Here is a 23,283-nt window from a genome sequence, read left to right as displayed (position 1 = left end):
CCCCACGACGGCACCACAAAGCCTCGTTGTTCCCCGTCACCCCGAATATTGGCAGAGCGGTTTTGCAGCTCCCGCAATTTGTCCTACTTATTCATCGTTGCCCAGCTTCTTCGCGGCCACAAGCTGCGGCGCAGCATGACAAGTCCGATCTGCTTACTTTAGATTCATTTGTCCAACAATTGGCCTGACAGGCTTCGCCCTGCCGGGCAGGCATCGGGGCTGCCGACGAACCGGATATCGGAAAAGACGGCATCGCGCCCGCGACATATGCCACGGGCGAGCCGTCATGAAGGTAGCCGTCTGCTAACCGCGGACCATGCCGCGGGCCGGCTCAATGCTTGCCGTTGAACAAGCGCATGCGTGCGGAAGCCACCCGAGTCACCGCATCCACGGCGAACGGCAGTATCCGGTAAGGCACTACATCGGTCGGACGCTCCGCCAAGCCTTTTTCGAGGCCTTGCCGCCAGGCGATGCGGAGTTCGGTGTTGATGTGGACGATGTTCATGCCGGCCGCGATGGCCTGGGTGAACTCATCGTCGGCGGTACCCGACCCGCCGTGCAGGGTCAGGAACACCCCGGTGCGGGACTTGATCTTGCCGATGCGGTCGATGTCCAGGTGCGGAGGGGCTTGCCCCGGCGCCAGGCGGAACATGCCGTGCAGCGTGCCCACCGCGGGCGCCAGGATGTCCACGCCGGTGGACTCGACGAACTGCGCCGCCTCTTCGGGCGTGGTCAGGCTCTTCGACAGATCGGGCGCCTTGTCGTGGATTTCCGATCCCGAACCGATGTCGCCGATCTCCCCTTCGACCAGGATCTTCGGATTGATCGACTTGAGTTCCTCGACGGCCTGACGGGTCTTGGCAGCATTTTCTTCCAAAGGCATGGCGGAACCGTCGAAGGCCACGGCGTCGAAACCGGCCTTCGCGGCTTCGATCGCTTTCGCCAGCGAGTGGGTGTGATCCGCGTTCAGGAAGATCGGGAAGTCGAATTCTTCCCTGATGCTGCGGATCAATGCGGCAATCTGCCGGACCCCGACGAATTCCCGCTCGCCTTCGGACACGCCCACGATGACGGGAAAGCACAACTCACGGGCGGACGACGCAACCGCCTTCAGGACCGCCAAGTCGGACACATTGAAGTGCGCAACGGCGACACCGCGTTCTTCCGCGCGCTCGAGGGTGAGTTTCAGGTCAAGCATGGTAACTCCGCTGCTGCGACGACACGCGCGTTATGGACAAGGTTTCGTCCGGAGGAATCGACTACCATCGTCGTATCTTCGGCATTCCTCGGGCCGCATGGAAGTGAAACTGTTTCAGGGGCCACATGCATCCGATGCAACATGTGAAACGAGCCGGGTTCGCGGCATGACGGGTACATTCAGCAACTTCGACCTCAACCTGCTTCGCGTCTTCGATGCCGTGATGCAGGAACGCAGCGTGTTGCGCGCCAGCCAGAAACTGTTCCTCAGCCAGTCCGCGGTCAGCCATTCCCTGAAGCGGCTGCGCGAAACGCTGGACGACGAACTTTTCGTCCGCACGGTCACGGGCATGCAGCCCACGGCGCGAGCGTTGGCCCTCGCCGATGCGGTGCGGCAGGCCCTGGCCTCGCTCGAATCCACCATAGGCCTGCAGAAGTTCGATCCCGCCACGTCGAGCAAGGTATTCACGATCGCCGCCAGCGACTTCATGACGACCGTGGTGATGCCGCACCTGCTGAAGATCCTGGCCGTCGAGGCGCCCCACGTCGATATCGTCATTCGGCCGTCCACCCGTATCGACCTCGCCGAACAACTCGACCTTGGCAGGATCGACATCGCGATCGGCACCTTCTCCACGGCGGCCCCGAGGTTTCATTCGAACTTTCTGTTCGACTACGACGACGTGCTGATCACCCGAGTGCCGCCCCCGCGCGGCACCGTGACCATGCAGGATCTTGCGGCGTATTCGCTCGTGGTCGTTTCGTTGGGGGGCGACCAGGATGGCGCCGTGGACGGTTACATCTCCGAGCGCGGCCTGGCGCGGCGGTCAGAGATGTACGACAGGCTCTCCTTGGAACGCGCCCGCACGGAATGCGCCAGGGCGCCGCGCATCGCCGTCTCCCTGCCCCACTTCCTGGCGATCCCTTCCCTTCTCCACGAAGACGCACACCTTGCGGCCATCGTTCCGCGGCCGTTGGCGACGGTGCTCGCGCAGACTCATGCGATCGGCGTGCACGAGCTGCCCTATGCCACGAAGCGCTTCGACGTCACCTCGCTATGGCATGACCGCCTGACGGGGGACGACTCGCACGAATGGCTGCATGCGGTACTGCGGCGCGCAACCGGCTACCTGCGGGACGCCACGGCCTGATCGCTATGAGGCGGCCAGGGCCGCCTGTATGGGCAGCTTGCGGACACGCTTGCCGGTCGCCGAGAAGATCGCGTTCGTCACGGCGGGCGCGACGATGGCGGTAGCGGCTTCGCCGATGCCGCCGGGCGCCTCGGCGTTCTTCACGATATGGGTTTCGATGAGCGGTGTTTCGTTCATGCGCATCGGACGGTAGTCGTGGAAATTGCTCTGTTCCACGCGGCCGCCACGCAACGTGATGGCGCCGTACAGCGCGGCGGTAAGGCCGAACAGCGAGCCGCCCTCCATCTGCGCCGCGACGGTATCCGGATTCACCACCAGGCCACAGTCGATGGCACAGACGAGGCGGTGGACGCGCACGGTCCCGTCGGCGGCGACATCCACTTCCGCAACCTGCGCGAGGTAACTGCCGAAGCCGAACTGCAGCGAGATGCCTCGCCCCCGGCCTTTCGGCAGCGGCGAGCCCCATCCGGCCTTCTCGGCCGCCAGGGTCAGCACACCCAGTGCCCGCGGGTTCTTGCCCAGCAACGCCTTGCGATACGCCACCGGATCCTGCTTCGCCGCGTGCGCGAGTTCATCGAGGAAAGACTCGACCACGAACACGTTGTGCGTCACGCCGACGCCACGCCAGAAGGCCGTGGGAATGCCCGGCGGTTCCACGCGAACATAGTCCACGTGGATGTTGGGAATCGCGTAGGGCGGTTCGGCCGCACCCTCCACCGCGTCGAAGTCGTAGCCGTTCTTGTAGAGAAACGGCAGGTAGCGGGCGATGATCGACGAGCCGGCGATGCGATGGGTCCACGCGACCGGCTTCCTGTCGGCACCGAGGCCTGCGGAAAGGCGGTCGTAGTAGTGGGGCCGGTACATGTCGTGCTGGATGTCTTCCTCGCGGCTCCAGACGATCTTCACGGGGCCGTCGACATGCTGCGCGATCCGCGCGGCGAGCACGCTTCCGTCCGCTTCGAGACGCCGGCCGAACCCGCCCCCGATGTAATGGTTGTGGATCTGCACCGATGCGGGCGGCAGTCCGGTGACCTGGGCGACCAGTCCCTGGGTCAGCGTGGGTGCCTGCGTGCCGACCCAGAGGTCGCACCCGTCCTTGCGCACATGGACGGTGCAGTTCATCGGCTCCATGGCCGCGTGGGCGAGGAAGGGCACCTCGTAGATGGCATCGAGCCGCTGTGCGGCGCTCGCCAGGGCTTTCTGGGCGTCGCCATCGTTGCGCGCGACGACGCCCGGCTTCACCGAGGCATCGACCAGCTGCTTCACGATGTCGTCTTGCCCTACCGTGGCATGGACGCCTTCGTCCCATTGCACGGCCGCGGCGGCCAGTCCCTTCCTTGCCGCGCCCATATGGTCGGCCACGACGGCGACGACGTCGTCGAGACGCACGACCTGGTGCACGCCCTTGACCGCCAATGCGGCCTTTTCATCCACGGACTTCACCTTGCCACCGAAGACGGGCGACTGCGCCAAGGTGGCGACCTTCATTCCGGGAACCGCGGCGTCGATCCCGAATCTGGCCTGGCCGTTCACCTTTCCGCTGGTGTCCAACCTGCGAGCCGGCGTGCCGATCAGCGTGAAGTCCTTGGGGTCTTTCAGGACCACGCTGTCCGGCTTGGGCACCGGGAGGCGGGCTGCCGCTTCCGCCAGGGCGCCATAGGACAAGTGGCGCGTACCGGCAGCGTCCGACACCACGCCGTGGCGTGCCGTGCAACTGGCGGGATCGACGTGCCACTGCTTCGCCGCGGCGGCAATCAGCAGCATGCGTGCGGTGGCGCCTGCCTGGCGTAACGGCGTCCAGAAGGCACGCACGGACGACGAAAGACCGGTCGACTGCACATGGAGGATGGCGTTGCCATACAGGGCATCGTTGGCGGGCGCATGCTCCAGCCGCACCTGGTCGAGACCAACCTCCAGTTCCTCGGCAAGCAGCATGGGCAGCGACGTATAGGTTCCTTGCCCCATCTCGACCATCGGCATCACCAGGGTCACGAGGCCGTCGCGGTCGATGCGAATGAACGCGTTGGGCGCGAACTCCTGGGCTGCCGGTTCCGCCCAGGACGTACGGACGGCAGATGGCAAGACCAGGCTGAGCAGGAGGCCACCGCCCACGGCGGCCCCGGTGCGCAGGAAATCGCGGCGGCGCGGGCTGTCCAGGTTGGTGGCGCTCATGTCGACTGTCCTTCCGCGGCGCGATGGATGGCCGCCCGGATCCGCTTGTAGGTACCGCAACGGCAGACATTCCCGGACATCGCCGCGTCTATGTCGGCATCGGTGGGCTTTGGTTTCTGTGCAAGGAGCGAGGCGGCGGACATGATCTGGCCCGACTGGCAGTAGCCGCACTGGATCACGTCGAGTTCCAGCCATGCCGTTTGCACGGCGCGTCCCTGCGGCGTCTCGCCGATGGCCTCGATGGTGGTGATGGATCGGCCGCTGGCTGCGCGCACGGGAAGCACGCATGAGCGCACCGGCGCACCGTCCAGTTGCACGGTGCATGCGCCGCACAACGCCACACCGCAACCGAACTTGGTACCGGTGAGACCGAGCACGTCGCGCAGCACCCACAACAGGGGGATGTCGTCGTCGACATCGACCTCGTGGCTCGTGCCGTTGACGGTAAGGGAGAAGGACATGAGAACCCCTGGATCTCAGATGGACGTCGCATCCGACGGTGGAAATTTCCCCGGCACCGCATAGCTGCGGTCGCGGACCTGGCCCGTTTCCAGCACTTCCTTCAGCCGGCGCAGGTTGGCCGCCACTTCCTTCGCCGCCGGCTTGCCGATCCAGGCCAGGAGCTTCAGGCCCGTGGACCCTAGCGGCGTATGCATCGCTTCGCGCACCACGGTTTCGCCGGTATCGGGGCCCGGTGCGAAATGTATGTCCCAGCGGACCCGGCGCGCCGGATGGGCAACGGTCTGGTAACGGATCAGGGTGTTCTCGACCTCTTCGGTCACCTCGATCGTCCAGCGGAAGGCTATCTTCAACGGGCCCTGGATCGTCCAGCGCGTGGTCGATGGATCGATCGACTCTACCGCCATGACGTCACCCAGGAAGCTAGGCAGGTTGTTGAAATCCCGATAGAACGCGTACACGGTCCGGACAGGCCGCCCGATCGTCACACTCGCTTCGATGATGTGGGGATCGTGGCATTCCACAGGAAGCAGCCTTCATCACCGGAACCGTTCCAGCACGACGATGTTGGCCGCATCGCGCGCCCGCGGGAAGTGAATTGATTGCAGGTGGGAAATGAGCGGGGCTCATTCCTCCGGTTCGACGAAGCGGAAAAAGGCCACCTGTTGGGTCAGCTCCCTCGCCCGCTCCAGCGACGCCCGGCTGGCCGCGCTCGCCTCTTCCGCCAACGCCGCGTTCTGCTGGGTCATCTCGTCGAGTGCGGATACCGACTGGACGACCTGGTCGACACCCGAAGCCTGTTCGCCCGACGCCGCGGCGATCTCCGCGACGATATCGGCGACGCGTGAGCTGCCGCTGTGGATCGCCTCCAGCGAGCGGCCGGTCGAGCGCACCAGCTCCGCGCCATGCGCGACGCTTTCGCCCGTATCGGTGGCGAGCTTGCGGATCTCGCGCGACGAGCTGGCGCTGCGCTGCGCGAGCTGGCGTACTTCGGCCGCCACGACCGCGAAACCCCTGCCCTGCTCGCCGGCACGTGCCGCCTCCACCGCCGCGTTGAGGGCCAGCAGATTCGTCTGGAACGCTATCTCGTCCATCAACGATGCAATACCGGAGATGCTGGTCGCGGCCTCCTGGATGCGCCGCATGCCATCTTCCGCGGAGTGCGCGATGTCCGCGGCCCGCTTCGCATCCTCGCGCAATGCCTTGGTCACGGCCTCGGCGGTGCGCGCGCCTTCGGAGTTCTGCCGTACCGACGCGGCCATCTGCTCCATCGACGCGGCCGTCTCCTCCAGCGCCGCCGCCTGCGATTGCGTCCGCTGCGACAGGTCGTCCACTCCGTGGGAAATCTCCGCTGCCGCCATGGACACACTTCGCGCACCTTCGCGGACCTGTTCGACCACCGTGGCGAGCGTGTCGTCCATGGTGGCCAGCGAACGCAAGGTGTCGCTCAGCTCGTCGTTGCCCACCACGCTGAGCGCATGCTTCAGGGTGCCCTGGCTGATATCGGCGGCGAGGCGGCTCGCGACCCGCAGGGGTGTCATCACGGCTCGGAACAGCAGCCATCCGGCCACGCACAGGATGACGAGGCCGGCAATGATGATCCCCAGGCTGATTTCAAAGGTGCGCGCATGGCGCGCTTCGGCAGCCTTGAACTGCTGCCCCGCGGTGCCTTCGACCAGTGTCACGTTGCGCAGGATGGCGGCGCTCTCGGCGTCGAAAGCGGCGGCCAGGCCATGCAGCGCAAGGTCGGTCGCTTCCTGGCGATGGCCGTCGCCCAGGATGGCGAGGGTCTTCGCGATCAACGGGGCCACGGCTGTCCGGGCACCTTCGAATTGCCGTGCCGCGTCGGTGCCTTCGGCCGACGCCATGCTGTCCGAACGGTACGCGGCCCAGCGCTTGTCGATATCGCGGTCCAGCGAGGCGATGAGACGTTTGGCGTCGTCGGCCGCGCCGGGCGTGCCGAACAACAGGGCCCGGCTTACCGCGCCCCGCTCGGTCGCGATCGCCGACCGTATGTGTCCCACCTGGGCCACGGGAAGCAGGTTCCGGTGGAACATCGCATCGAGATCGCCAAAGGTGAACGTAAGGGCCAACAGGCCCACGCCACCGAGTGCAAACGCAATGAGGAAACCGGCGCTCATCGCCGCGAAGATCTTGCGTCCCACCGTGAATCGCATCGTAGAGGCATCCGTGACAAGGTGATGCCGTATCGGCTTGTCTGCGCCGGTGTTTAGCCATAGCTGCTATGCGTATCTTGAATAGGCCAGCGAGAAGCTGCGGCGCAGCATGACAATCCCGACCCGCACCGCTTAGATTTGATTTGTCCAACAAATGGACTCATCGGGGCTCCGGAGCGCGAATGGCGAGCGATGAAGATCGAGAGACCGTCGTCGGCCCGGCATATGCCGATCCCATAGGCCGACGCCACTTCCTGCAGCTGATCGGCGGCCTTGCGGCATCGCTGCGTGGCTCGCCCTACCCAGGTTCGCCGAAAGCAAGCCCGTGCAGCGTCCGGTAGGCCCCCTACCTGCGACGTCGCCGAAGCACATGCTCTGGTACGGCACGCCGGCACAGGAAGCGAACCTGCTCCGCGAAGGCCTTCCCATCGGCAACGGCCGCCTCGGCGCGCTCGTAGGCGGCGATCCGGCGTCTACCTGCTTCTACCTCACCGACGCCTCGATGTGGCGTGGGAAACGCGACGTCACGCTCGGCGACGATGGCCAGTTCGACTACACCGCGGAGAACTTCGGCGCCCTGGTGATGCTGGCCAAGCTCCACCTGTCGATCGACGGGCACGAAGCGGCGCACATCACCGATTATCGGCGTGAGCTGAACCTGGACCGGGGCACCTTGCGCGTGACATACCGGAAGGATGGTGCCAGGTACGCATGGGAGATATTTGCCAGTCACCCGGACGACGCTATCGTCGTCCGCCTCTCGCAAACCGGTGGCGGCACCTTCGGCGGCTCCCTCGCGCTGCATGGCATGCATGGCGATACGCCGCAAGCGGAGGCCCTGCCGTGGTCCAAGCCCGCCGCTGCGAGCCGATTCCACGGCACGCTGGATAACAGCCTGAAGTACGCGACGAACGTCATGGCCGTCGCGGGGTCCGGCAGGATCGGTGCGGACGAGCGGGGTCTCCACTTTGTGGACTGTGACGCGCTCACGGTGATCGTCTGCGGTGGAACCAATTACACGCCCGATGGCGCCAAGAACTACATGGACCCGTCGATCGTTCCATTGCAGCTGTCGATCGCCAAATCGCTGGCGGCCGCCCGGCTGTCTCCGGACGTGCTGCTGCACACCCACGTGGCCGACTACCGCGCATTGTTCGATACCATGCGCGTCGACCTGGGCACTTCGCCAAAGGCACAGCGCGGCATGGATACGTGGGCGCGCCTCCAGGCCATGGCGGCACCCGGTTCCACCCCGGACCCGGAACTGGAAGCCACGTACCTCCAGTACGGCCGCTACCTGACCATCGCCGGTTCCCGCAACAGCCTGCCCACCGGGCTGCAGGGCCCGTGGATCGACAGCAACCTGTCGCCGTGGATGGCCGACTACCACAACGACATCAATATCCAGATGAACTACTGGCTGCCCGACCGCGCGGGGCTGCCGTCGTGCTTCGACCCATTCACCGAGTACTGCCTCAGCCAGGTGGATGCGTGGACCGAGATCACCCGGCAGCACTTCAACGACCCGCGCAGCGGCTACCGCAACAGCTCCGGCAAGATCGCGGGCTGGACCATCGGCATCTCCACCAACATCTACGGCAACGGCGGCTGGCGCTGGCACCCCGCCGGCAATGCCTGGTTGTGCAACAACCTGTGGCAGCACTATCAGTACAACCCGGACCGGGCGTACCTGGCGCGTATCTACCCGCTGCTGAAAGGCGCGTGCGAGTTCTGGGAATCCCGGCTGCTTACCGTGAGCGTGAAGGACCCGGCGACGGGCGATATGCGCGACGTGCTGATCGACGATGCCGACTGGTCGCCCGAGCAGGGTCCGACCGATGCGAAGGGCATTACCTATGCGCAGGAATGGGTATGGGACCTGTTCGAGAATTATCGCCAGGCCGGTGCACTGCTCGGTAAGGATGCCGAATATGCGGCGACGATAACGAAGCTCCAGGCGCGGCTCTACCTGCCACAGGTGAGCAGCAAGACCGGCTGGCTGGAAGAATGGATGACGCCGGACGATCTCGGCGAGAAAGAGCACCGGCACCTGTCGCCGCTGGTCGGCTTCTTCCCGGGCGATCGCATCCGGAAGGATGCCAGCCCACCTGCGCTGATCGACGCGGTGACCCGCCTGCTCGAGGCGCGAGGCACGGGCGGCTACGGCTGGGCATGTGCGTGGCGCGCGATGTGCTGGGCGCGACTTGGTAACGCCGAGAAGGCCTACCAGCTTATCCGCACCAACCTCACGCCATCGAAGAACCGGAGCAATGGCACGGCGCAGAACCTGTTCGACATGTACAGGCTGGACGACGGCACGGATGCCTTCCAGATCGATGCCAACTTCGGCACGCCGACCGCCATGCTCGAGATGCTGCTGTCGTCGCGGCCCGGCTTGATCGTGCTGTTGCCCGCGTTGCCCGAGGCATGGGCGGCCTCGGGGAGCGTGACGGGTATCGGGGCACGAGGCGGCTTCCGCGTCGACCTGGCCTGGAAGCACGGGAAGGTGACGTCGGTAACCGTGCACAGCGTGGGCGGCGAGCGGACGCGATTGAAATCCGGCGCGTGGGAGAAGGATCTTGTACTTCGCCCGGGTGAATCGGTGACCGTCGGTTGAACGGGCAGCGGCTATTTCCGCGCTGCCCCGAGTTTCCAGGCAATGACCAAAAGCGGTACCGCCAACGCAGTCCATGAGCCGATGCGCCACAGTGCGTTGTTACCCAACAGCGCCATGAACAGGCCCGCGAGCGTAAGGATGGCCAGCGCGACGGGCCAACGCCATACGCTGCCATGCGACCGGGAGAGGAGCCTCATGCCACCGCTCCTTCGCCACGCGGACGCTTGCGGCGCTCGCCCCAGAGATACAAACCGGTGAGCAGTACGGCGATCGTGACCAGGTCGAAGGCCGCCCAGAGCAGCTTCAACGGCAGCCCGCCGTAGTCGCCGAAGTGCAGCGGCCGCGACAGTTCCAGAGCGCGCAGGTACCACGGCAGGTCTTGCGCGTCGGTCACGTCACCCTGTTCCGCATCCACCAGTACCGGGGTCAGCAGGCGCGAGGTGAGCGGCGTGTTTCCCTGCATCCAGATCATGTAGTGGTGTGGGCTGCCATAAGCCGAATACGGAAAGGCGACGCTTTCCGGACTCGTGCCGGGCAACGCGCGCTGCGCCGCCGCCACCGCGGCGTCGAGCGGCACCAACGGCACGAGCATGGGCTTGCCGTGCCACGGTGCCAACATCTCCGCCAGGCGACCGGTGCGCCAGTAGGCGAACAGCGGATCGGCCAACGTGTTCACGACGCCGGTGACGCCGACGACGAGCGTCCATGCGAGAAGCACGATGCCGAGGAGATTGTGCAGGTCGAGCCACTTCGCCCGTTTCGAACGGTTCCGTCGGATCTCGCCGAATCCGGCCTTCTGCGTAAACGGACCGTAGATCAACATGCCCGACACAATGGACACGACGAAGCAAAGGCCCATGACGCCGAGCAGAAGCATGCCCGGCAGCCCGGCGAACAGCTCGCGATGCAAGGTGAGCAGCCATTGCGTGAACCGCGCGCGCGGCCGCGGTTCGTCGAGCACCGCAGCCGTGCGGGCGTCGATGGACAGCGCGTGGTAGCCGCTCAACGCCGAACGCGGCTCCTTTGCCATGTATACCATCACGGTATGCGGACCGCCCTGCTTCCACGACATCGCCTGGATGTATTCCTTCGGGTACCGCGACTGCGCGGAAGCGACGATATCCGTGAGCGGCGCGTCGGCGGTGCCGTCCGGCTGCGGAGAGGCCGTCACCGCGGGCGCGGCCCATGCATCGATCTCCTCATGGAACACGAGCGGCAGGCCGGTGATGCAAAGAAGCAGCAGGAACAGCGTGCATACCAGGCTGGTCCAGGTGTGCACACGCGACCACGAACGAAGGTTCCTCACCATGCGTATGCCACCGTCGCCATGACGTTGCGGCGCAGCCCCCAGCGGCATCCGATGGCCGCGCAGTACGACACGTAGCGCTTATCCAGCAGGTTCGCGGCGTTCACCGCGAGACGCCAGCCGTCGAGGTTCGCGTTCAGGCGTCCGAGGTCGTAACGCAGCATGGCGTCGACTGTCGTGTACGAAGGCATGGTTACCGTATTGGCCGTGGTGGCATACGCCTTTCCGGTCCAGCGCAGCCCGCCGCCGAAGCCGAGCCCCGCCAGCGACCCATCGCGCACGGTGTAGTCGAGCCAGGCGGACGCCTGGTGGGTGGGTATGTCGGCCTGGCGATTGCCCTGGATGGCGGTGGTCGCACGGGTGATCTCGTTGTCGAGGTAGCCGTACGACGCGCGCAGGTTCAAACCCTGCATCAAGCTCGCCGTGCCGGACAACTCGATGCCCCGCGAGCGAACCTCGCCCGTCTGGATGTTGAAGTTGACGTTGACCGGGTCTGCTGTCGACACGTTCTGCTGCGTGAGTTCGTACGCCGACAGCGCGAGGTACGCATCCACCCCGTGCGGCTGGTACTTGATACCGATTTCCTTCTGCCTGCCCGTGGTGGGCACGAAGGCCCGGCCATGGGCGTCGGTGCCCAAGGTTGGCTGGAACGAGGTGGAGTAGCTGGCATACGGTGCCAACCCGTTGTCGAACAGGTAGGTGACGCCGGCCCGCCACGTGGTCGCATGATCTGTCTGCTGCGTCCAGGTGTTCGCCACGTGGTTGTCGTTGTCGCTGCGCGAGGCGTCCCTCCGGGCACTCAGCAGCACCGACCAGCGATCGATGCGCATCTGGTCCTGCGCGTAAACGCCGAACTGGCTCTGCCCCTGGCTCGCGTCCTGGAACCGGGGCGGTATGACGATGGCCTGGCGGTAGTCCGGGTGCAGGATGTCCAGCGTGGGTGCACCGCCGAAGCGCGTGAAGTTGTCCCAGAGAATCCGCTGCATGTCCGCACCGAGCAGCACCGTATGCGCCACCGGTCCGGTATCGAAGCGCCCTTCCAGCTGGTTGTCGAGGTTGAGCGTGCGCAGGCGTTCGTCAGACATGTAGGTCTGCCGGTTGAGGGTGCGCAGGTCGGATTGCAGGTTGAGTCCCTGCACGGATTCGTAGTTGGTGGTGTTGCGCGCCACGCGGAAGTTCTGGCGGAAACGCCATGTCTCGCCGAACACGTGCTCGAATTCGTACCCGAGCTGGTACTGCGTGCGCTTGAACGACTCGAAGCCGGTGTCGCCGGTGTAGAAATCGCGCGGGATGCGGCCGTTGGGATTGGGCAGCAACGTTCCCTGGTATGGCAGGATCGACCACACGCCGCCGTTCGGGTCGTGCAGGTAGCTGGCCAGGATCGTGAGCCGTGTCCGGTCGTCGGGCTTCCAGGTAAGCGCGGGAGCGATCGCCACGCGCCGCTCCTTCGTATGCTTCGCGTCCAGGTCGGTGTCCCTGACGACACCGGTGAGCCGGTACGACCAGTTGCCGCTGTTTCCCAGAGGGCCGCCGAAGTCGGCGTTCACCTGCCGACGTGACTGCGTGCCGACCTGCAACTGCACTTCATGCAGCGGCACATCGGTAGGACGCTTGCTGACCACGTCGATGATGCCACCCGGCGACGCCTGGCCGTAAAGTACCGAGGCAGGGCCTTCCAGCACGACCGCGCGTTTCATGAGGTAGGGCTCCACTTTCGGCACGGCCCACGTGCCCGCGAGCAGTTTCAGGCCATCCAGGTACTGGTCGAGCGCGAAGCCGCGCGCACTGATGCTGTCCAGGCGGTCGTCGTTGTCGTCGCTGATGGTTACGCCGGGCGCGTAACGCAGTACGGCGCGCAATGTCTGCGCCTGCTGCGCATCGATCTGCTCCCGGCTGATCACCGAGATGGTCTGCGGCAGTTCGATCAACGGGATGTCCGTCTTCGCGCCAGTGGACGCACGGTGCGCAACGTAGCTGCCTGTGCTCGCCACGACACGCGTCGCGTCCAGCGTGACGGAACGTCGCGTTTCCGTCGGCTCGGAAGGCTGCGGCGCCACGCCTGAGGAAACGATGTCGGCACGGTGCAGCACATAACCGCCGCCCGGCTGGGCGACCGCTTCCAGGCCCGTTCCGTGGAGCAGCGTGCGAAGCGCCTCGTCCGTGCCCATCGCCCCCTCGACACCGGCGCTGCGCAGGTTGCGTGTCAGGTCGCCCGTGTACGACAACAGTACCCCCGCCTGCCGGCCGAACCGGTTCAACGTCTGGTCGAGCGGACCCGCGGGCACGGTCCAGGTCGGCGCCGCGGCAGCTTCCTGCGCCCAGGCCCGGGTGGCCAGCGGAAGGGCAGCGGCAAGCGCGCCGAGGCACAGGGAAGCGATGGCGCGGGCGAGCGGCGAAGGTCGCGGGGTGGAACGGTGTGTCATGGGGATTCCGGGGAACGTCGAAGACGGTTGCCTTCTATGTCACGCGAGAATCGAAAACAGACCACTCCGGTGTGGGCGACAGCTCAGGTGGCGCGAGGAACGACGCGCACCCAATAGCGCGTCCGGTACTCGATGGCCACCGGCAGGCTCTTGCCGAGGATGGCGAGCACGCGATCGGTGTCGGCCAGGGGATAGGTACCGGATACCCGCAGGCCGACGACAGCGGGATCGCAGACCACATGGCCGGAACGGTAACGGGCCAGTTCCGTCACGAAGTCGCCCAGCGGCATGTCGTGCACCACCAGCATGCCGTCCAGCCAGGCGGCATCGTTCTCGTCGGCCGGAACGAGGGGCGATACCTCCGACCCGGTGAAACGTACCTGCTGCCCCGCAAGGACGATCCGCTGCCCGGCCGCATCGCGCGGACTGACTTCCACCGACCCGGCATACACGGACAGGCGCGTGGTGTCATCGTCGAGGCGCACGCCGAAGCGTGTTCCGAGCGGGCGCAACCGGCCCTGCCCCGTTTCGACCGTGAACGGACGGGTGTCGCCCGGCGGGTGGCCGGTGGTCACCATGACCTCGCCCCGCAATACGCGCAGCGTGCGCTGGCCGCTGTCGAAGCGGACGTCCACGGCGCTGTCGGTATTAAGCACGACCCGCGTGCTGTCGGGAAGCACGACGGTGCGGCGCTCGCCCGGCCCGGTGCGTTCGTCTGCGACCCACGCCTGCCATGGCACGCGGCTCCCGGCGATCCATCCCGCGCCGCCGAGGACGGCGAGCAGGCCCATCGTCTTCAACGCGCGCCGGCGGCCTTGGGATTCCGGCGCGGCGAGCACCGCATGGGCCAGCGGCGCGGGAACGCCTTGCAGGCGGTCATTCGTCGCCTCGATGCGTTGCCATGCACGCAGGTGATCCGGATGCGCATGTAGCCAGCGCTGCCATGCTTCGCGCGTGGCGGCGTCCGCTCCTTCCGACTGCAATTCCACCATCCATTCCACGGCCTGCCGGGCAATGGCCGGCGCGATGCGCGTGGTCGCTTCGGAGGCGGCGTCGGACACCACGGCGTCAGTCTTCAGGGAAGTAACACTGCTGGCCGGCGCGCACGATGTAGCGCTTGACCGTCGTTATGGACACGCGCAGTTCGGCGGCAATGGCGGCATGGCCCAGGCCGTCGAGTTGGCTCAGCAGGAAGGCGCGACGTACAGCACGAGGCAAGCCGTCCAGGCGCCGGGCGATCTCGAGGAGCGTCTCGAGCACCATGGCCTGCATTTCCGGCGAAGGCACCGAGGAATCAGGCAACGCACCAAGCGTTTCCAACCAGGCACGCTCGACATCCTGGCGACGATAATGATTGGCCAGTACCCGCTGCGCGATGGTGGTCAGGAAGGCTCGCGGCTCGCGAATGGCGATCGCGTCGGGCTTCGAGAGGATCTTGACGAACGTGTCCTGCGCCAGATCGTCGGCATGCGCCCCGCCGCCCAACCGCCGGCGCATCCAACCGAGCAACCACCCGTGGTGGTCGCTGTAGAGATCGTCGACGGTGCGGTGGAGGCTTTGGGCCGGGGACATGGCTGCGAATAATGCGAATGGTTCGCATTAGCGCATATTGAGACGCATGAGGCAAGGCGTAGAGCTGTCGATACCCACCCATGTGGAGCCCGGCTCAGCGCCCTTCGAATACCTCTTTGAACACGGGAATAGCCGAGAAGACGCTTGGCCAGCCCGTGTAGAAGATCAACTGGGTCAGCAACTCCGAGGCTTCCTCTCGGGTCAGCCCGTTGTCCATCGCCTTGTTGAGGTGGAACGGCAACTGGGCCACCTGCCCCGCTGCAACCAACGCGCTCACGGTGACCAGGCTTCGGTCGCGTGGCTGCAAGGCCGGGCGTAACCAAAGGTCGCGAAAGACCACGGCGGCCGTGTAGTGCACGACGGCGGGCGACACCGCTTCGGCGTTCGCCGCCACGGCAGTGGCCCGCTTCGCCTCCGCCGCCTCGTCGAGTGGCAGTAACTCCATGGTGGCGGGCGGCAAGGCGTCTGCCGTCACGCCACGCGCGGCAAACACTTCGTGGGCCGCGCGCGCGGCTTCTAGGGCGTTCGGCCAACCCGCATAGAAAGCCAGGTGCGTAATGACCTCCGACAGTTCCGCCGGCGTCACTCCATGGTCGAGGGCGCGGGCGAATTGCGTCGGCATCTCGCCAGTCTGTCGGCGGGCCACCAAGGCGGCAAGGGTGCCGAGGCTACGGTCGCGCGCTTCCAGGCCTGGACGCGTCCAGGCTTCGTCGAGCACCTCCGTCGAATAGCGCGCCAGCGCCGGAGACACCGCTTCAAGGTGCTTACGATCGGCAGCGCCGATGGCAGTCGTCGAAGTCATACCGACGATCCTCCGTCGTTCGCCACCGGGGCAAGGAACACGTCGTCGGTGACCGGCTCGAGCCAGTTGACGTTGCTTCCGTCGAGCGACTCGGTGACGGCGTAATGGGACATGGCGGTCGTGTCGGTCGCGCCGTGCCAGTGCCGCAGATGGCAGCTGCAGGACACGATGTCGCCGGCGCGGATCTCCTGCTTGGGACCACCCTCGCACTGCGTCCAGCCCTTGCCGGAAACCACGATGAGCAGCTGGCCCAGCGGATGGGTATGCCAATGGCTCCGGGCGCCGGGTTCGAAGGTGACCAGGCCCACGCCGGCGCGTCCGGGGGCATTTGCCTGCACGATCGAGTCGATGCGCACCGCGCCCGTGAAGGAGGTGGCGGGACCCTGGATGGCGGCCTTGGCGCCGTTTCGGATGATGTGTTGCATGGCGGCCTCGCTCGACGAAAGAAGGACACCACAACGATAGTCGCCGTCCGGCTGATGAATAAGACCCCGTTTACTTGAAGCTCTTGTGAGGTAGCCTCAGCAATCTCGCCCGGAGCCTCTCTCATGGCCGCCCCGAACCTCAACGACCTTGCCGCCTTCGTTGCCGTGGCTCGCGCGCGCAGCTTTACCCGAGCCGCGGCCCAGCTAGGAGTTACCCCGTCCGCGCTGAGCCACACCCTGCGGGGCCTCGAACAGCGCCTCGGCGTGCGGTTGCTGGCACGCACCACCCGATCGGTCACGCCGACGGAAGCCGGCGAGCGGCTGCTCCTGGGTTTGGGTCCGTTGTTCGAGGACATCGATGCACAGCTGGCTGCGCTGGGCGAGCTGCGCGACCGGCCCAGCGGCATGGTTCGCCTCACGGCCGACGAGCATGCGCAAGATGCCGTGCTATGGCCGGCGTTACGCCGGGTGCTGCCCAGCTACCCCGATGTCCACGTGGAAATCGTCACCGACTACGGCCTGACCGACATCGTCGCCGAGCGGTTCGACGCCGGCGTACGTTTCGGCGGCATCGTGGCGAAGGACATGATCGCCCTGCCCATCGGCCCACCGATGCGCATGGCCGTCGTCGGCTCTCCTGCATACCTGGCCCAACGAGGCACGCCCACCCGTCCGCAAGACCTGATCGAGCACGCGTGCATCAACCTCCGCCTGCCGACCCATGGCGGCCTGTATGCCTGGGAATTCGAACAGGATGGCAAGGAGATGCGGGTGCGCGTCGACGGGCAGCTGATCTTCAACAGCATCCGTCCCATGCTGCAGGCGGCACTCGACGGATTCGGGTTGGCTTATCTCACGACTCAGCAGGTGCAGCCATGGGTCGAATCGGGCGCGCTGGTTTCAGTGCTGGAGGCGTGGCTGCCGCCGTTCGACGGGTATCACCTTTATTACCCTAGCCGGCGGCAATTGAGTCCGGCGTTCAGGGTGGTAGTAGAGGCTTTGCGTTTCACCAGGTGAATCAGATCAGGCGCGAGCTGCTGTTGACCGCCGGAGCATACGCATCGAAGCACATGGCGATATTCCGTAACAGCAAGCGCCCTTTAGCACCCACGTCGATGCGACCGTCCGTCAGCATCACCAGGCCATCGTCGGCGAAGGTCTCCGGTCACGAGAGACCGTCGAGGATGCGCGGGATATGCCCAAGCGTCTCGCGCGCCAGGAAACCAAGGCGCCCGACGTGCCGTGCCGCCATCCTGCCGGCCCTGCCATGGACGGCGACCGCCCATACGGACGCCTGGACCAGATCGGCGCCGCGCGCGAGCAGACCGGTGAGGATACCGGCAAGTACATCGCCCGAACCCGAGGTGCCAAGACCCGGCGCATCGACCTCATGAACCCACAGGCGTCCATCGGGCGCCGCAATCCACGTCGTCGGTCCCTTGAGCACGACGACGGCTTCGAAGTGGGCCGCCGCGTCAATGGCTATGTCGGCCGGACGCCGACTCACCTCTTCGGGACGCAGGCCGAGGAGGTCGGCCATTTCCGGAATATGAGGGGTAATGACCAGCCGGCCCGCAGCCGGCCGTAACGCGTCCTCATGAAGGCTGCCGGCGTCGGCAACCAGTAAGGGCGCGGCACGAGCAATCTGGAAAGAGGCCGGGGACGCGCCGGTCGCCATACCCGGTCCAACAAGCACCGCACCCGCCTGCCGCACCAGCTCGACCATGCCGGCCTCAAGCGCGCCAAGTTCTCCATCCTCGCCAACCTCTACCCCTGTAACGCCAGCCTCAGGCATGGCCAGGCCGGTCTGGAGCGCCCACGGTGCCCCGGTCATAAGCATCAGTTTTCCGGCACCCGCCCGGAGTGCGGCCTCGCCCGACAACAGGGGCGCACCGGGCACCTGGCGGGAGCCGCCCACCACGATGATCCGGCCCCGGTCCTCCTTGCTGGTTCCGGGCCCGGGAAGTGGCCATCCACGGAGCAGCGAGCGTGTGACACGGATGCCCTCCATCATCGTGGCCCCGCCGGTACATCGCTCTCCGTCGTGACATCCACTGCTTCCAGAGTCGGAGGCACGAACCGGCCATGACGGAGGGTGAATGTCACGGGCGGGCCTTTTTGGACGTCGTACTCGGCATAGCCGCAGTTGGGGAAGTCGCCTTCGGCGTCGATCGCGAGGATGTCGTCTTCGCGCATGTTTTCCAGAAGGTAGCGGAAGCAGTTGACGATGACCTGATGGCCAACGACCAGGACCCGGCAGTCCGGCTTGGTCAGCCGGATGCCGTCAATGACGCTGCGAAGGCGGAGAATGACATCACACCAACTCTCCCCGCCTGGGGGACGGAAGTAGAACTTGCCGACCATCGAGCGCTGCGCAGCGAGCTCCGGGTATTTGTTCTCGATGCCCTTCCGGGTATAGCGGTCGAGGATGCCGAATTCCTTTTCCCGCAACCGCTCGTCGACCTCGATAGCTGCATCGGCCATACCGAGCCGATTTGCGAGGATGGCCGCCGTCTCGTGAGCGCGGACAAACGGTGAGGACAGGATGGTGTCCGGACGGACACTATCGGGCAAGGCTGCAAGCCACTCTCCCAAGGCGTCGGCCTGCGCCTTGCCCAGGGGCGACAGCGGTGTGTCGGCGTCCCGGTTGTTGAGGGCAATGAGATCCTCACCATGCGCCTCGGCGTGGTCGCGAAGTACATTGCCGGCGCTCTGCCCGTGCCGGACAACGTAGAGCTTGCCGTGGATCTCTGGTGATTTCGCCATCGATGCCTCCACTGTTTGGTGGAGGATTGCGGGTGCGGTGTGAAGTCTGTGTTCGGCATCGGGTGGCATGCGCCGACGCATTGATGACGGTCAGGTGAGGCCGGACGGTAGGCCGGGATGGATTCCGCCATCGCATCGGATGGCGTCCACCGCCTCCTTGGGCCTGCTGACTTCCCGGCTGCCAGATACGGTTGCATCAGGGTCCAGACCCGGTACGTCATCGTCGTTTCATCAGAGCTAACGAGCGCGGCGCCGGAACAGAATCTCCCGCTATCTCGAACTCAATTGTCGAGACCTTGTTTCTGTCGTCAACGACGCCGGGAGGAGCTGAGTCGCACGCGGCCAAGGAGGTGATCGATAGAACACAGAGAAATGCCGCTTGCAAAGACTGCCTTGTCGTCATGCCTTTACCCCCGGTGGATAGTGACACGTGCGAAGCCTGCCGTGCGTGGAGGCCTGTAGCCAGTGAGTGCGCAGACGACAGACACACGGCGTCGCTGCCCCGCCAGTTAGCCGCCTCAAAACCGCCATCCGCGACCCCTAGCTTGCAGGTCTGCCGAGGACGCGCACCTGCTCGACGGCGCTCGTCGCTCAAACACATCGTCATGCCGCCGCGTGACACCATAGAGGGAGGTCATATCGATGGACCAGCACGATCGTACGCGCCGCTACCGCACGCGCTCATGGGCGCAACCGAGCTTCCTGTTCCTGGGCGTGCTGTTTGTCACGTCCGTGCAGGCAGTGCCGCACTTCGTCACTTTCATCAACGATTCGGACCGGACGGTGACGTCCATCGAGGCCGCTTCCTCAGGGATACACCGTTGGCATGCCCTTGATCTAGGTGGCCCATTGATCGGTGGAAGAAGCGGCCAGGCCGCCGTCCGTTTCGGTGACACAGAGGCATGCAAGGAAGACCTCTCGGTCACTTACCGCGGGATGGCGCCATTGACGATCACCGGGTTCGACGTCTGCCGCACCAAGCGCCTTTACTTAGGAAAGGCTCTGGCGAAAGCCATGCTCCACCCCATTCGGGGCCTCTGATCTTTGTGACGCACAACTGACATTCGCTAGGAGTAACTGCAACCGTAGATCCAAAGATTTCCGGCCGGGTCATGCCGACGGAAACCGCACGTATGCGGAACAACCCGATGCATTACATGCCCTGACATAATATGTTCCCATCAGGTAGCTTGTCGTGCCACTTTGCAACGTATATGAATTAGTTGTCCCGCTGTATACGGTCGTGGTGCCACTCAGGACTTCGTATCGCGTCGCCCCGGTCACCGTACCCCAGACGCCAAGGAAGCGGTAGATGTTTGGACTAGCTGTTGTCTTGATGGTCTGGACGCCCGACGGTGCCGGTGGCGCGAGGGCCACCGTAACGGTCGCCGTACCACTGAACGGTCCACACCCACCCGCGTTGCAGCCTTGAACGTGGTAGCCGTATGATCCATTTCCCTTGCCGCATATGGCAAGCGTTCCGGACCCGTTGTTGGCGACACTGGTCCAGCCCCCACCGTTAAACTGCTCCTGCATCGAGTAGGAGGTCGCCCCTGCGACCCCACCCCACGTCACGTTGTAGCAGCCGTTCGAACTCGTCGCGGGCACGGAAATCGACGGCGCTTGCGACGGCGGGATGGTGACGACCGTGCCGGCACTTGGGCTGTTCTGACCGCATATCGTGCCATTCGTGCTGTTACAACCCCGGACCCTAAACCAGTACGTTCCGCTCGCACCAAACGACTGGGTCGTGGACGTGGCCGCACCGATCCATACGTCACTGAAGTTTGCGTTGTCGGTGCTCCGCTGCAGGACATATTGTTGTGCGTAAGTTACACCGGGCCAGCTGATGGCTACAGAACCGGTGCTCGGGTTTTGCACAGCGATGGATGCCGGCGCACCAGGCGTATGCCACAACGAGACGGTGCTGCTTTGTGTGGCGACACTGCAACCATTCGCGTTGCATGCCTTGACCCTGTAGGCATACGTGCCGTCGCCGACCGATCCGAAACTTCCGCTTGTCGCGCTTCCCGAATAGACCTGTGGCCAGTTTTCACCGTTATGCGAACGTTCCACGGTGTAGGAGGTCGTATTGGGACTCGCGGACCACGAAACGTTCAACGTCGACAAATCGCCTGAAATGGTTGCGGTCACCGTGGACGGTGCCAATGGTGCCGAAACCGAAGGCGGCATCGCGTAGGTCCCCGACGCGCCGAGAAGCAGATTGGCACTCCCGACGGGTGAGATCCCATGGACATACAGGGTCTTGCCGCCAAACGCGATTCGGTCGGCATCGGTAAAACCAATCGAGAACCGATACGCAGACCCGGCAGCGTGGCACTGGGCCTGAAGTTCAGCCTGCCGTTCCGCATTCGCCACGTTGGCGTGATAAGCGCCTACGAAGGTTCCAGTGCCTGCCGGCCCGCCTGCATAGACGTGGACATCAATCGATGCGGGAATACCTGTCGCGCAAGCCCAACCGGTGAGCACGGCGTTGACACCGGATGTGATGGCATCAACCGAACCGATAATGGCGGATGCCGACCCTCGCGAACTCGCAATCAGGCGCGAACCGAGGTAGACATAGTTGGTCGCCTGGGTCGTTCCCGCATCGTACTGCCACAGGAGCTGACCTGCCGCGTTGTAGGCATAGTACGTGGTGGCGCCCCCCGCAACGACGCGCTTAACTCGCCGTCCCGCCGCGTCATAGACATACGACTCCTTCCCCTGGATGGATGTAAGGCGATCGGCGCCGTCGAAAACCAGGGTTGATGTGTCGCGCGCGGTCGTGTTGCCCCGCTCGTCATAACCGAAGGTGTGAAGTTGCGACCCGTCGGGTGCGACGATTGACGCCAGACGGTTAGCTACGTCGAAGTTGTAGATGCTTTTTGCGGTGCCGCGTGTAACTGACCGTATGTTGTTGAGCGAGTCGTACTCGTACTGCTCTGTGCCCCAGGCGTTGCTGGCAGTCGCCGTCGAGAGGCGGTTCAGTCCGTCATACGTGAACACCTTCGTTCTGCGAGTCGAGCCTGACTGATCAATGGTTCCCAAGACGTTGCCGTTGCCATCGTAGCTGTAATCCTCGCTGATGGCGGGCACGCCTGCACGGCCGAAGGTGAAGTTCCGGAGCTGCTTCCGGTCGTTCTGGGAAGCAAGGTACGTCGCACCGCTGCCGAGGCCGAACGACGCCACCTCGCCATTCGGCGCGTAGCTCACCGCGCTGGCGTATGGGCCGGCGGCCGTCGGCCGGCCCAGGGCGTCCGGCGCGTAAGCGACCTCCTCACCATCCGGATAGGTCACTTTGCTCAAAGCACCATTGGCGTCATAGGCATACCGTATTGTCCAGACCCATCCGTCGACCGAAAGTTGTTCAGTGGTAAGCAGGCCGTGCCGGTTCCGGCCGAATGTCCAACCCACCAGGCCCGATGTCGACTCGGACTGAATATTGCCCTGCTTGTCGTAGACCAGTGAACTCGAGTCGGTAACCCCCGGATAGATGCTGGTTGTGACCCGCCCGAGCTCGTCGTACTGGTGCGTGGTCCTTGCAGAGGCCGGAACCTGCTCGAGGCCGCAGCCACTTCCCGTGATGGAAACACCCGATGCACTCCAGTCGACGTTCCCCTCAGCGTCATACGCTACGACGTTGCTGCCTACCTCCGGCGACTGGGTACGGCATACACGGTGGTTCGCGTCGTAATAAATGTCCTTTCGGATGCCACCCTGGGAAATCCACCGCGGCTGGCCGTAGGTGTCGCGCTTAATGAGTTGCGTTACGCCCTCCGGGGCATCAACCTCAACGGCATTCTCAAAGGACGGCTCTTCAAACGACTGGTAGGCCTTCGTGGTGGAGACAAGATTGGGGTCCGTCGATTTGACCCGGCCTCCGCCAAGGTACGCATGAGTAGTCGTGTATTCGGCATTCCCGGCCCGCTCCCTGGTGGCCGTGACCCGCCCGAGGACGTCATAGTCGGTATATACGCCGTCGGTGAACCCGGATACGTCGTGTGCACCGTCGAGCGCGTTGGCTCGGAAGGTTGTGCGGCCCTTCCAGTCATACCGCGTCGCAGTCGACGCAAACAGGCCCCCATCCGAGGTCCGGTAGGTTTCGGTCAAAACCGGATGGAACATGGCGTCCAAGTAAGTCACCTGACTGCGGTCACCTTCATTCACTGTCTTGCGCCAGTGCCGGCCGCTGATGCCTCGCTCCGCCTCGTCG

The 23,283-nt window shown here is 64.9% G+C and carries 19 protein-coding genes; 4 read left to right on the top strand and 15 right to left on the bottom strand.

The window, feature by feature from the left end; genetic code table 11:
* Nucleotides 1–331: 331 nt before the first annotated feature.
* A complete protein-coding gene (locus ACPYOD_RS01990) occupies nt 332–1,198 on the bottom strand; it encodes a class II fructose-bisphosphate aldolase (protein ID WP_481300048.1) in 867 nt (288 codons plus the stop codon).
* A gap of 166 nt (nt 1,199–1,364) precedes the next feature.
* On the opposite strand from ACPYOD_RS01990, the gene ACPYOD_RS01985 reads away from it, so the two are divergent.
* Nucleotides 1,365–2,348 carry a LysR family transcriptional regulator gene (locus ACPYOD_RS01985; protein WP_481300047.1) on the top strand — a complete coding sequence of 328 codons (984 nt, stop codon included), beginning with the start codon at nt 1,365–1,367 and terminating at the stop codon, nt 2,346–2,348.
* A 3-nt stretch (nt 2,349–2,351) separates the two neighbouring features.
* Here ACPYOD_RS01985 and ACPYOD_RS01980 read toward each other — a convergent pair whose 3' ends face one another.
* The 4 genes from ACPYOD_RS01980 to ACPYOD_RS01965 form a co-directional block, all read right to left on the bottom strand.
* On the bottom strand, nt 2,352–4,520 hold the full coding sequence (locus ACPYOD_RS01980) for a xanthine dehydrogenase family protein molybdopterin-binding subunit (protein ID WP_481300046.1): 2,169 nt from the start codon (nt 4,518–4,520) through the stop codon (nt 2,352–2,354).
* Nucleotides 4,517–4,981, bottom strand: a complete 465-nt coding sequence (locus ACPYOD_RS01975) for a (2Fe-2S)-binding protein (protein WP_481300045.1) — start codon at nt 4,979–4,981, stop codon at nt 4,517–4,519. The genes ACPYOD_RS01980 and ACPYOD_RS01975 overlap by 4 nt, the downstream gene beginning before the upstream one ends.
* 15 nt (nt 4,982–4,996) lie before the next feature.
* Entirely contained in the window at nt 4,997–5,503 is a 507-nt protein-coding gene (locus ACPYOD_RS01970; RefSeq protein WP_481300044.1) for an SRPBCC family protein, read from the bottom strand.
* Nucleotides 5,504–5,605: 102 nt separating this feature from the next.
* Nucleotides 5,606–7,156: a methyl-accepting chemotaxis protein gene (locus tag ACPYOD_RS01965; protein ID WP_481300043.1), complete on the bottom strand. Its 1,551-nt coding sequence runs from the start codon at nt 7,154–7,156 to the stop codon at nt 5,606–5,608.
* Nucleotides 7,157–7,481: 325 nt separating this feature from the next.
* Here ACPYOD_RS01965 and ACPYOD_RS01960 point away from each other — a divergent pair, with 325 nt between their 5' ends.
* Nucleotides 7,482–9,773, top strand: coding sequence for a glycosyl hydrolase family 95 catalytic domain-containing protein (locus ACPYOD_RS01960; protein ID WP_481300042.1), 2,292 nt, complete (start codon nt 7,482–7,484; stop codon nt 9,771–9,773).
* 11 nt (nt 9,774–9,784) lie between these two features.
* On the opposite strand, the gene ACPYOD_RS01955 is transcribed toward ACPYOD_RS01960, so the two are convergent.
* From ACPYOD_RS01955 to ACPYOD_RS01925, 7 genes are all read right to left on the bottom strand, one after another.
* Nucleotides 9,785–9,970 (bottom strand): hypothetical protein, encoded by a 186-nt coding sequence (locus ACPYOD_RS01955; RefSeq protein ID WP_481300041.1) that lies wholly within the window; start codon nt 9,968–9,970, stop codon nt 9,785–9,787.
* The gene (locus ACPYOD_RS01950) at nt 9,967–11,082 is read right to left on the bottom strand and encodes a PepSY-associated TM helix domain-containing protein (RefSeq protein WP_481300040.1); all 1,116 of its coding nucleotides are present in this window, start codon (nt 11,080–11,082) and stop codon (nt 9,967–9,969) included. The genes ACPYOD_RS01955 and ACPYOD_RS01950 overlap by 4 nt, the downstream gene beginning before the upstream one ends.
* Complete coding sequence (locus tag ACPYOD_RS01945; protein ID WP_481300039.1) at nt 11,076–13,502, bottom strand: TonB-dependent siderophore receptor; 2,427 nt, start codon at nt 13,500–13,502, stop codon at nt 11,076–11,078. The genes ACPYOD_RS01950 and ACPYOD_RS01945 overlap by 7 nt, the downstream gene beginning before the upstream one ends.
* Before the next feature lie 83 nt (nt 13,503–13,585).
* On the bottom strand, nt 13,586–14,563 hold the full coding sequence (locus ACPYOD_RS01940; RefSeq protein WP_481300038.1) for a FecR domain-containing protein: 978 nt from the start codon (nt 14,561–14,563) through the stop codon (nt 13,586–13,588).
* Between the two features lie 7 nt (nt 14,564–14,570).
* Nucleotides 14,571–15,074 carry a sigma-70 family RNA polymerase sigma factor gene (locus ACPYOD_RS01935; RefSeq protein WP_481300037.1) on the bottom strand — a complete coding sequence of 168 codons (504 nt, stop codon included), beginning with the start codon at nt 15,072–15,074 and terminating at the stop codon, nt 14,571–14,573.
* 94 nt (nt 15,075–15,168) lie between these two features.
* The gene (locus ACPYOD_RS01930; protein ID WP_481300036.1) at nt 15,169–15,876 is read right to left on the bottom strand and encodes a carboxymuconolactone decarboxylase family protein; all 708 of its coding nucleotides are present in this window, start codon (nt 15,874–15,876) and stop codon (nt 15,169–15,171) included.
* A complete protein-coding gene (locus tag ACPYOD_RS01925) occupies nt 15,873–16,301 on the bottom strand; it encodes a (R)-mandelonitrile lyase (protein ID WP_481300035.1) in 429 nt (142 codons plus the stop codon). Before ACPYOD_RS01925 ends, ACPYOD_RS01930 begins: the two co-directional genes overlap by 4 nt.
* A gap of 123 nt (nt 16,302–16,424) precedes the next feature.
* Here ACPYOD_RS01925 and ACPYOD_RS01920 point away from each other — a divergent pair, with 123 nt between their 5' ends.
* Nucleotides 16,425–17,318 (top strand): LysR family transcriptional regulator, encoded by an 894-nt coding sequence (locus ACPYOD_RS01920; RefSeq protein WP_481300034.1) that lies wholly within the window; start codon nt 16,425–16,427, stop codon nt 17,316–17,318.
* A 148-nt stretch (nt 17,319–17,466) separates the two neighbouring features.
* On the opposite strand, the gene ACPYOD_RS01915 is transcribed toward ACPYOD_RS01920, so the two are convergent.
* Together ACPYOD_RS01915 and ACPYOD_RS01910 are read right to left on the bottom strand one after the other, a co-directional pair.
* Nucleotides 17,467–18,312, bottom strand: a complete 846-nt coding sequence (locus tag ACPYOD_RS01915; RefSeq protein WP_481300135.1) for an NAD(P)H-hydrate dehydratase — start codon at nt 18,310–18,312, stop codon at nt 17,467–17,469.
* Nucleotides 18,312–19,067 (bottom strand): histidine phosphatase family protein, encoded by a 756-nt coding sequence (locus tag ACPYOD_RS01910; protein WP_481300033.1) that lies wholly within the window; start codon nt 19,065–19,067, stop codon nt 18,312–18,314. The genes ACPYOD_RS01915 and ACPYOD_RS01910 overlap by 1 nt, the downstream gene beginning before the upstream one ends.
* A 642-nt stretch (nt 19,068–19,709) precedes the next feature.
* On the opposite strand from ACPYOD_RS01910, the gene ACPYOD_RS01905 reads away from it, so the two are divergent.
* The gene (locus tag ACPYOD_RS01905) at nt 19,710–20,108 is read left to right on the top strand and encodes a hypothetical protein (protein WP_481300032.1); all 399 of its coding nucleotides are present in this window, start codon (nt 19,710–19,712) and stop codon (nt 20,106–20,108) included.
* Between the two features lie 69 nt (nt 20,109–20,177).
* On the opposite strand, the gene ACPYOD_RS01900 is transcribed toward ACPYOD_RS01905, so the two are convergent.
* Nucleotides 20,178–23,195, bottom strand: a complete 3,018-nt coding sequence (locus tag ACPYOD_RS01900; protein WP_481300134.1) for a hypothetical protein — start codon at nt 23,193–23,195, stop codon at nt 20,178–20,180.
* Nucleotides 23,196–23,283 lie beyond the last annotated feature (88 nt).

This window comes from Luteibacter sp. HAY1-4A, from assembly GCF_056755355.1.
This window is presented reverse-complemented; position numbering and strand designations above follow the sequence as displayed.